This window comes from Alistipes sp. An116 (assembly GCF_002161005.1).
GTDB lineage: Bacteria > Bacteroidota > Bacteroidia > Bacteroidales > Rikenellaceae > Alistipes > Alistipes megaguti.
On record NZ_NFLR01000024.1, the window covers coordinates 23366 to 33536 of the forward strand.

The following is a 10171-nucleotide window of genomic DNA, read 5'->3' on the forward strand; positions in this document are numbered from 1 at the left end:
CCGATGGTGGCAGGTAAATTGTCCGCCCGTCGGCTTTCTTTGTTTTTGCACGTTCAGTTTTACGTCTCCAAGCGGTAAGCGTTCCTGTAGCCGCTCATCAGCTGCTTTTCGATGTCGGACTCCTTGTACAGGATTTTTCCGCCTAACTGGTAGTAGGACACCATCCCGTTGTTACGGTAGTCCTGCAAGGTGCGTCGGCTCACCTTGAGCCATGCCGAGACCTCCTTGTCCGTCAGGAACTGTTCGTTACTTGACAAAGCCTTGTGGCTTGCGTCCATTCTTTCGATGCCTTCAAACAGGGCATCCAGCTTTCCGATGAAGCCGACCTCCAATTCACGGTCGGCAAGAATCAAGTCATTCATGATTTACAGTGGATTTAGTGGTTGTACATTATGTTGTCTGATTAGATGCTACAGCCACGATAGGCTGCATCCTTACGTCTGTCCTCCACAAAACGGACGATGCGCTGCACGTCCTCCGGCTTGTAGAAAATCTTGTGCCCGATTTGCGAGTAAGCCAGCGTACCGTTGTCGCGGAGCGTCTGCAAGGTTCGCGGACTGATGCGCAACTGTTGGCAGACCTCTTGGTTGTCCATCCAACGGCTGAGCCGTTTCCCTTCCCTCTTGCGGAGGATTTCATTTACCCGGTCGGACAGGCGGTTGAGTTTGCCGACCATTTCTTCGTACTTTTCTTTCGAAATAATTACTACATTCATTTTATATACTGATTTTAGTGTTAATAATCCGTTTTGCCTGCAAAGTAAATCCGTTGTCCGCTTGAAACAATGGTTTTGCAGTCTGGTGGTAGCTTGTGGCAGCAAGTGGTCGGGAGTGGCGTTATCCGTCTGACCATCAATGCCCGTTCCAAGCGTCTGTGATACAAAGAAAAGGCATTCAGCCCATAATCCAACCGCTTCACACTTGCGTGGCAGCATTTGGCGTTGGTGTGGTAGCCAATGGCGTTCTTCGGTTTTCTGCCAACCTTAAAATAGCGTTCTTCTGTTTCTCAAAGGGTATTTCCTTAAATCCGCCCCGACCGCTCCAATTAAGCCCTTAAAATTCCCAATGCCCGTTTCATGCACAATGGCAAAACGGCGCAGCCTGTACCGTTCAGGCTATGCGCAAAGTGCAAAACCATACATTGTTGCTACAGCCCACCCAATCGTTTGACTGTCTGTTTTATAGCCATTTCCTTTGCAACCGATAATCGGTCAAATGTGCGCACAACGGCCAACATTGTTAAACATTTAATTCAAACAAGTATGAAGAAAAACGTAAGCAGCCAAAGTATGGATGCAACATTGCAGGATTTTTTAGGCAATCAACCGAGTATGGAAACACCGAAGCCCGAACCACAGCCTGCCGACACACAGGAGCAGCAGGGAAAGTCAAATGAAACTGTACAGGAACAGACAGGTGAAGCCGTGCCGGAACAGGCGGACAAAACTCCACAGGTGGTACGCCGCATCAGCGGCAAGCAACGCCGTGCATCGCTGGAGGAATACAAGGAGGAATTTCTCCGCGTACCGTCCATCGAAGACCGCAAGCCCGTGTTCCTCAGCCACAGCACGCGCGATGCCCTCGACCGCATCGTCCGCATGTTCGGCGAGCGACGTATGAGCGTGTCGGGACTGGTGGAGAACATCGCACGCCAGCATCTTGCCGCCTACGGGGAGGACATCGAAGCATGGCGTAAACTCTGAGAATTAAAGGGCTGATTTACGGGATGTAGTTCGGAGTTACCCTGAACCAATCCAACGGAGTTTTGAGAGGAGCAAGTTTGTGTTTCGGGCATACCGAAACCGCCTGCTCCCACTCCGAAACTCCGTGGAAGCTACATCCCGTTGGTCTAATCAGTAATCACATTCTAATCAATAGAAATCAATCAAAAACCAATGGAACAGAAACGGAAAACTGACAACAGGAACAAAGGAGGCCGTCCAAAGAAGGGAGCGGCAGACAAACTGAAATACCGCCTCACGGTGAAGATGGCGACATCGGACTACTACACGCTGAAAGGCAAGGCGCGGAATGCGGGCATATCCGCAGGTGAGTTCCTGCGCCGTTGCATGAGGGACGGTCAGGTGAAGGAACGACTCACGCAGGAGCATACGGGTTACATCCGCCAGCTTTGCGGCATGGCAAACAACCTGAACCAGCTTGCGCACAAGGCGAACGCCGCAGGCTTTGTTACGGTGAGGATGGAGTGTCGCATACTCGTGGCAAGGATTGAGGAACTCCTTAACCTTATCCTCCTATGATAGCTAAAATCGTAAATGGAAGCTGTTTCAGGGGTGTGGTCAACTATATTCTTGACAAGGAAAAGAACGCTAAAATCCTTGTCTGTGACGGTCTGTTTGCCGAGAACAAGGACACCATCGCCATGAGCTTCGAGGCACAATTAAAGATGAATCCAAAGGTTACGAAGCCTGTCGGACACATCTCATTGGCTTTTCATAAGGAGGATGAACACCGCCTGACAGACCGCGCAATGGCAGGGATAGCGTTGGAATACTTGGAACAAATGGGGATAACCGATACACAAGTTCTCATCGTGCGCCACTTCGACAAGGAGCATCCGCACGTGCATATAGCGTTCAACCGAATCGCCAATAATGGCAGGACAATCAGTGACCGCAACGAGCGGATACGCAGCGCACGCATCTGCAAGGAACTGACAAGGAAATATAACCTGTACTTTGCCAGCGGCAAGGAACGGGTGAAGCAGCACCGCCTGAAAGAACCGGACAAGACCAAGTACGGGCTTTATTCCATCCTTACATCGGAGGTTTCAAGGTGTGGAAACTGGAACATTCTTGCCGCTAATCTTAAGAAACAAGGAGTGGAAATGCGGTTCAAGTACAAGGGTAAGTCGGACGAGGTACAGGGTGTGGTTTTCACCATGAATGGCTATTCGTTCAGCGGCTCCAAGATTGACAGACGGTTCAGTTTCTCCAAGATTGACACTGCATTGGAACGCAACAAGCGCACAGAGCGAATGGAAATGCAACCGCCCTCGCGGCATGAAGAACTGCCCACGTTTCAACCAGAATCAAGAGGCAACGATGATTTGTACAGTGGTTCTATTGGCTTATTTATGCCAAATGCTACTGACAGTCAATCAGAAGAGAACTATTTCGAGGAACAGCTAAAACGCAAGAACAAGAAAAAGAGACAACGTAAAATAAGATTCTAAATATGGACAACAATGAAGTTTACACGCTCTTTGAGGACATAAAGAATGACCTCAAGAGTATCAACGGAAAGTTGGAGAACACTCCAAAAGCAACCAACAATCAATCAGACGGACAATCATCGACGGTGGATTTGACACCCATAAAGGACTTGTTCGACAGTTCTGCAAAGGAGCCTCAGGCACAGACGAAAGCCATGCTGACCAAGTTCGGGGAGGCGGAGGTTAACACATCGAACCGGATTCTACACCTGTTGCGTGATTTGAAAGAATCGTTTGCCCGAAGTTCGGAAGAACGGCAGGATGAGCCGCAAGAACATATCCATCGTCACATCTTTGACATCAAGTCCAACAAGGTGTTTTCTCTCTTGGTCGGTATGGGTATCGTGTGTACCCTCTCAGTTTGGGGTAATATCGAGCTTTGGAAAGCTAAACGCCAATATGCGGACGATGCGTTGAAGTTCCGTGTCATCCGCTCATGGGGAGGCTGCAACGCCAATCATATCCTTTGGCTGAATGACGTGTTCGACATCCACCGCAACGAGGAAGCCATCGAATGGATACGGCAGGAAGCTGACGGCTACGATAAGGGTTTAAAGACGTTGTCCGACAGTCTGATGCAGGAGAAATTGAAAGTGACACGAATAAATGGTAATAACAAAAAGTAACGTGAATGGCATCGGTAAAAGTGAAATTCCGTCCTTCTGTCACAGACGGCAGGGAGGGCAGCATCTACTATCAGGTGATACACAACCGCGCGGTCCGCCAGATTACGGCAGAGCTGCATGTACATGAAAGCGAGTGGAACGGCGGAACATCGTCCGTAACGGTTCCCTCTCAGGCTGATGCGGACAGGAAACACCATCTTCATATTATCCAAAAATACATCAGTCGTGACGTACTGCGGCTGGAGAATATCATCCGCGACCTGACGCTCAAAGGTGTCTGCTCGGCAGATGCCATCGTGGATGGCTACAGAAAACAGACAAGCCTGCAATCGTTCTTCAATTTCATGGATTCCGTCATTGGGCAACTGAAACGCCTGAACAGGGAACGCACATCGGAAACCTATGCGTCCGCTTTGTCCAGCTTCATGCGTTTCAGGCGGAACAAGGATATACAGCTGGACGATATGGATGAGGACTTGATAATGGAATACGAGGCATGGCTGAAAACGCATGGCGCATCCCTGAACACCATATCTTTCTATATGCGCATCCTGCGCGCCACCTACAACCGTGCAGTGGAAAAGGGGCTGACCGCACAGAAACATCCCTTCAGGCATGTCTATAAGGGAATGGACAAGACCGTGAAACGCGCCATATCCCTGAAGGACATCCGACGCATCAAGGAACTTGACCTGGCGGGAAAGCCGCATTGGGAACTGGCAAGGGATATGTTCCTCTTTTCGTTCTACACCAGAGGCATGTCGTTCATCGACATGGCTTATCTGAAGAAATCCGACTTGAAGAACGGCATATTGAGTTACCGCAGGCACAAGACCGGACAACAACTCCACATCAGGTGGGAAAGCTGCATGGAGGAAACTGTGGCGAAATATGCCGCAGGATGTTCTGGTAATTACCTGCTCCCTATCCTGAAACTGCCTTCCAAAAAACTGCGCAGCCAATACAAAAGCACGCTGTTCCGCATCAACAAGTACCTGAAAGAGATTGCCCGGCTGTGCGGCATTGTCGCGCCGCTTACCATGTACGTGAGCAGGCACTCTTGGGCAAGCATCGCCAAAAGCAAGAACATACCAATTTCTGTAATCAGCGAGGGCATGGGACACGATTCGGAGGAAACCACGCGCATCTACCTCGCGTCATTGGACGGTTCGGTGATAGACAAAGCGAACTTGCTTATTCTGAAAGACTTGTAATCGGAAGTTGTTTGGGAATAATGGGGGTGCTTCTGACGGGAGATACACTATCGGATGCAAAATTACACATTTTTGTGAAAAACGGGCAATTTGCACTCCATAAAAATGCGTCAAACAAGCATTAAAGCAGCATTGAAACGGCTGTTGTTTTACAAATGAGAAATAAACGGCTTGATTATCAGGTATTATGTTCTCCCGTCAGGAGATACACCTTAACCAAAGTGTATCAACGTGCCTGAAACAGCCGACATATTGGAGAACAGCATCTTGCAGGCTTCCATCGGATTGCTGTCCACCCTGCTCAAAGACCATACGACGAGCAGGGGCGATGCCGTGTGCAACATATTCTGGGCGACTTCCGACTATGAACACCTTGGCAAAGGGTATTACTACCGTGACCCGATATTGCCCGAACTCATCATGGGTGCCAACGGTCAGGTCATCATGCCCCGTGTCCTGAAGCACAAGGACACCCAGTCGGCGCGTGTCCGCGACATGGCTGAGGTGTTCACCCCTGCATGGGTATGCAACGCACAGAACAACCTGATTGACGAGGCATGGTTTGGCAGGAAAGACGTGTTCAATACGGAATACACTTCAGAGGACGGCACACACGGCTGGAAAGCGAATCCCGAAAGAATCTCTTTCCCCGAAGGAAAGACATGGAAGGATTATGTCCGTGACACACGTCTTGAAATCACCTGCGGCGAGGCACCCTATATAGTCAGCCGCTATGACACCACCACAGGCGCGGTCATTCCGCTTTCTGACCGTATCGGACTGCTTGACCGCAAACTGCGTGTTGTCAGTGAGAACACCAAGACTTCCGGTGAATGGCTGGAAGCCGCGCAGGAAGCCTACAAGAGCCTCTATGCCTACGAATGGCAGGGCGACAGTTTGCTCATTGCCCGTGAATCCATGCTTGCTTCTTTTGTCGAATACTACCGTGCCAAGTTCGGGAAAGACCCGTTGGCGAAGTCCGTAAACTACATCGCCTACATCATTTCATGGAACGTGTGGCAGATGGATGGGCTGAAAGGAGTCGTGCCTGACAGTTGCCACGAAAGGGTGGAAATGTCCACAGACCTTTTCGGGGAAACCACACGGACTGTGACCACCTGTGAGGGATGCCGCACGGACAACATTTTCAGGCATAACGGCACTTACTGCCTCATAAAGGACTGGCGCGCCAAAGACCCACAGACGGGGCGCAAAGGCAAGCGAATCCGATACATTGACCTCCTAAAATGAATGCCTATGAAATACTTTTCTTCCCTTAAACTGAAGCTGATATACGTATTCCGCATCAACGATGCCGTACACGAAGGTTGCCTGAAAATCGGCGAGGCTACCTGTGACGATGAGAGCGTCATCGGGCTGGCACCGAACAGCAAGCCGCTGAATGAGGCAGCAAGGAAGCGCATCAACCAATACACGCAGACCGCAGGCATACGCTACGAACTGTTACACACCGAACTGACGCTGTACAACCGTGGCGGCTTGTGTACGTTCAACGACAAGGAGGTACATGCCGTACTGGAGCGTTCCGGCGTAAAAAGGAAAGTGTTTGACAAGGAGAACAAGGCCAACGAATGGTTCGTGACCACGCTTGATGTAGTAAAGCGTGCCATTGCTGCTGTCAAGGAGGGCAAGGAATCCCTTTTGCCGGGAGAGGTGGCACACGGGCGCAGCCCCATCATATTCCGTCCCGAACAGTGCGAGGCCATTGAGAAAACGGAAAAGCAGTTCAGGAAAGGTAACCAGATGCTATGGAACGCCAAGATGCGCTTCGGCAAGACTCTCTCCGCCTTGCAGGTGGTCAAGGACATGGACTTTAAAAGGACGCTCATCCTTACCCATCGTCCAGTGGTGGACAGCGGATGGTTCGAGGACTTCGGGAAGATATTCTATGACCGCACCAATTTCGCTTACGGTTCCAAGAACAACGGCGAGAGCCATGCCAGCCTTGAACGCAGGGCAAGGATAGACGAACTTCATTATGTCTATTTCGCCTCCATGCAGGACTTGCGTGGGTCAGAAGTCGTAGGCGGCAACTTCGACAAAAATAACGAGGTATTCGCCACGCCCTGGGATTTGATTATCGTGGACGAGGCGCACGAAGGCACGCAGACCGAACTCGGAAAGGCGGTGATGGCCGAATTGGTTAAAGAAGACACGAAAGTGTTGCGCCTTAGCGGAACGCCGTTCAATCTGTTGGACGATTTCAAGGAGAATGAAATCTACACGTGGGACTACGTGATGGAGCAGCGTGCCAAACACGAATGGGACCAGACCCACTTCGGAGACCCCAATCCGTATGCGGCATTGCCTGCCATGAATATCTACACTTACGACCTCGGACGGTTGCTCAATGAATTCGTCGATGAGGACGTGGCATTTAATTTCCGCGAGTTCTTCCGGGTGGACAAGAACGGCGGCTTTATCCATGAACGTGACGTTTCCGCTTTTCTCAACCTGCTGACTAAGGAGGACAAGGACAGCTGTTATCCTTTCGCCAACGAGGAATACAGGAACGTGTTCCGCCATACGCTGTGGATGGTGCCGGGCGTGAAGGAGGCCAAGGTGTTGAGCGCGTTATTGCAAAGGCATTCCATGTTCCAGCATTTCCACATCGTAAACGTGGCGGGCGATGGTGACGAAGATGAGGAAAACCGAGGCGCGCTTGAAATGGTGAACGAGGCCATCGGGAAAGACCCGGACGCGACACGTACCATTACTTTGTCCTGCAGACGGCTGACCACGGGCGTAAGCGTTCCGGCATGGACTGCCGTGTTCATGCTCTCCGGCTCATACAATACGGCGGCATCCAGCTATATGCAGACCATCTTCCGCGTGCAGACACCCGCCACCATCAACGGACGGGTGAAGGAACAGTGCTACGTGTTCGACTTCGCCCCCGACCGCACGCTGAAAGTGCTTGCCGAGACCGCAAAGATTTCCGCCAAGGCTGGCAAGACCTCGCAGGACGACCGCAAGACGATGGGCGACTTCCTCAACTTCTGCCCGGTCATTTCCATCGAAGGCTCGCGCATGGACAAGTTCGACGTGCCGCGTATGCTGGAACAGTTGAAAAAGGTCTATGTGGAGCGCGTCGTGCGCAACGGCTTCGAGGACAACAGCCTGTACAATGACGAGCTTCTGAAATTGGGCGATTTGGAATTGCAGGAGTTCGACGCCTTGAAGAAAATCATCGGTCAGACCAAGGCCATGCCCAAGACCAATCAGGTGGACATCAACAACCAAGGACTGAACAATGAGGAATACGAGGAAAAGGAGAAGCTGGAGAAGAAGCCCAAGAAGGAACTGACCGAGGAGGAAAAACGCAGGCTGGAGGAACTGAGAAAGAAAACGAAGAACCGCGAGGCGGCTATCTCCATACTCCGCGGTATCTCCATCCGTATGCCCCTGCTTATCTACGGTGCGGAGCTGGATAACGAGGACGAGGAAATCACCATTGACAATTTCGCTGAGAAAATAGACCCACGCTCGTGGGAGGAGTTCATGCCGAAGGGTGTCAGCAAACAACGTTTCAACGCCTTCAAGAAATACTATGACCCGGACATCTTCCGTGCCGCAGGTAAGCGCATCCGTGCGATGGCGAAAGCCGCTGATAAGTTGAGTGTGGAGGAGCGCATCGGACGCATCACGGACATCTTCAGCACGTTCCGCAATCCCGACAAGGAAACGGTGCTTACCCCATGGCGTGTGGTGAACATGCACTTGGGTGATTGTTTGGGAGGTTATTGCTTCTTTGACAAGGATTATGAGCATACCATCGACGAGCCGCGTTTCATCGACCACGGCAAAGTGACGGAAAAAGTGTTCACCACTGACAGCCGTATCCTTGAAATCAATTCCAAGTCGGGCTTATATCCGCTCTATATGGCTTACAGTATTTACCGCGCACGCTTGAAAGACAGCACCATTTCTGCCGATACACTTGAAGCGCAGCAGGCGGTGTGGGACAAGACCGTTGCCGAGAACATCTTTGTGGTTTGCAAGACGCCGATGGCGAAAAGCATCACCAAACGGACACTCGTTGGCTTCCGAAAGGCTAAAGTAAACACACGTTATTTCGAGGATTTAATCAACCAAATCAAGAACAAGCCCCAGAACTTTATAGAGAAGATGGCAAAGGGACGCTCGTTCTGGAAAGCTAATGATGATGACAATATGAAATTCAATGCGATAGTAGGTAATCCACCGTATCAGGTTATGGACGGAGGAGGTGCAGGAACTAGTGCAATACCTGTATACAATAGATTTATAGGAATAGCTAAAAGAATGCAGCCACAATATTTGAGCATGATAATGCCTGCAAAATGGTATACTGGAGGGAAAGGTCTATATGATTTCCGTAATGATATGCTTCATGATAAACATATATCATATCTTGCAGATTTTGCCGATTCAAGAGATTGTTTTACAACTGTAGATATAGCAGGTGGCATTTGCTATTTCCTATGGAATAAAAAATATATTGGCCCATGTACTTTTGTAAATGTGAATAAGAATCAACGCAGTTCTGATATTCGATATCTTGACGCACAAGAATCGTTTGTTAGAAATAGTGAATCAGTAGCTATTATTCAAAAAGTGAAAGCTGAAAAGTATTTTTCATCTATTGTATATAGCCGTAATCCTTTCTCTATAACTAATGCTGATTTGACAACGCAAATTGCATTCAATGCAGCTATTTCCGTTTTTAGCAGCAAGGGAATTTTTTATGTAGCACCTAATACCATAAAAAGTAATAGGGAACTTATAGGCAAGTGGAAAGTTATAGTTTCTAAAACAGCGGCAGAACATGCAGGACAAGCAGATAAAGAAGGTCGAAAGAGAATACTATCTAGGATAGAGGTCTTAGGTCCAAATGAAATTTGTTCTGAATCTTATTTGTTAGTAAAAATATGTCAAGATGAGAAGGAGGCAAAGAATGTTGTAGCTTATTTAAAAAGTAAGCAACTGGTGAAGTGCGTATAGTGAATTTATTTCAAGAGCGGTAACTTCGCGCCAAAAAGGAAAGATGCTTACACGAGAAGGAATCGCAGAGATAGTTCAATACTGCAAGGAGCA

General features: G+C 49.5%; 9 protein-coding genes. 7 read left to right on the top strand and 2 right to left on the bottom strand.

Translation table 11 applies throughout. The features are described from left to right. Positions 1-59: 59 nt before the first annotated feature. Both B5E60_RS12110 and B5E60_RS12115 read right to left on the bottom strand, forming a co-directional pair. Positions 60-362, bottom strand: coding sequence for a helix-turn-helix domain-containing protein (locus tag B5E60_RS12110; RefSeq protein WP_087311983.1), 303 nt, complete (start codon positions 360-362; stop codon positions 60-62). Between the two features lie 41 nt (positions 363-403). Next, entirely contained in the window at positions 404-715 is a 312-nt protein-coding gene (locus B5E60_RS12115) for a helix-turn-helix domain-containing protein (RefSeq protein WP_087311985.1), read from the bottom strand. A 546-nt stretch (positions 716-1261) separates the two neighbouring features. On the opposite strand from B5E60_RS12115, the gene B5E60_RS12120 reads away from it, so the two are divergent. The 7 genes from B5E60_RS12120 (at position 1262) to B5E60_RS12150 (ending at position 10078) form a co-directional block, all read left to right on the top strand. Further along, a complete protein-coding gene (locus B5E60_RS12120; protein ID WP_143260757.1) occupies positions 1262-1702 on the top strand; it encodes a DUF3408 domain-containing protein in 441 nt (146 codons plus the stop codon). Positions 1703-1894: 192 nt separating this feature from the next. After that, on the top strand, positions 1895-2260 hold the full coding sequence (locus tag B5E60_RS12125) for a plasmid mobilization protein (protein ID WP_087311987.1): 366 nt from the start codon (positions 1895-1897) through the stop codon (positions 2258-2260). Further along, positions 2257-3195, top strand: a complete 939-nt coding sequence (locus B5E60_RS12130) for a relaxase/mobilization nuclease domain-containing protein (RefSeq protein ID WP_087311989.1) — start codon at positions 2257-2259, stop codon at positions 3193-3195. The genes B5E60_RS12125 and B5E60_RS12130 overlap by 4 nt, the downstream gene beginning before the upstream one ends. Positions 3196-3197: 2 nt before the next feature. After that, positions 3198-3860, top strand: coding sequence for a hypothetical protein (locus B5E60_RS12135; RefSeq protein WP_087311991.1), 663 nt, complete (start codon positions 3198-3200; stop codon positions 3858-3860). A 5-nt stretch (positions 3861-3865) separates the two neighbouring features. Further along, entirely contained in the window at positions 3866-5074 is a 1209-nt protein-coding gene (locus B5E60_RS12140) for a site-specific integrase (RefSeq protein WP_087311993.1), read from the top strand. A 231-nt stretch (positions 5075-5305) separates the two neighbouring features. Further along, on the top strand, positions 5306-6325 hold the full coding sequence (locus tag B5E60_RS12145; protein ID WP_087311995.1) for a restriction endonuclease subunit M: 1020 nt from the start codon (positions 5306-5308) through the stop codon (positions 6323-6325). Positions 6326-6331: 6 nt separating this feature from the next. Then, positions 6332-10078, top strand: a complete 3747-nt coding sequence (locus B5E60_RS12150) for an Eco57I restriction-modification methylase domain-containing protein (RefSeq protein ID WP_087312001.1) — start codon at positions 6332-6334, stop codon at positions 10076-10078. Positions 10079-10171 lie beyond the last annotated feature (93 nt).

What these genes read in the sequence shown, in the direction of transcription:
- B5E60_RS12110 (WP_087311983.1), bottom strand. Translation starts at nt 362, where the DNA reads ATGAATGACTTGATTCTTGCCGACCGTGAATTGGAGGTCGGCTTCATC.
- B5E60_RS12115 (WP_087311985.1), bottom strand. Translation starts at nt 715, where the DNA reads ATGAATGTAGTAATTATTTCGAAAGAAAAGTACGAAGAAATGGTCGGC.
- B5E60_RS12120 (WP_143260757.1), top strand. Translation starts at nt 1,262, where the DNA reads ATGAAGAAAAACGTAAGCAGCCAAAGTATGGATGCAACATTGCAGGAT.
- B5E60_RS12125 (WP_087311987.1), top strand. Translation starts at nt 1,895, where the DNA reads ATGGAACAGAAACGGAAAACTGACAACAGGAACAAAGGAGGCCGTCCA.
- B5E60_RS12130 (WP_087311989.1), top strand. Translation starts at nt 2,257, where the DNA reads ATGATAGCTAAAATCGTAAATGGAAGCTGTTTCAGGGGTGTGGTCAAC.
- B5E60_RS12135 (WP_087311991.1), top strand. Translation starts at nt 3,198, where the DNA reads ATGGACAACAATGAAGTTTACACGCTCTTTGAGGACATAAAGAATGAC.
- B5E60_RS12140 (WP_087311993.1), top strand. Translation starts at nt 3,866, where the DNA reads ATGGCATCGGTAAAAGTGAAATTCCGTCCTTCTGTCACAGACGGCAGG.
- B5E60_RS12150 (WP_087312001.1), top strand. Translation starts at nt 6,332, where the DNA reads ATGAAATACTTTTCTTCCCTTAAACTGAAGCTGATATACGTATTCCGC.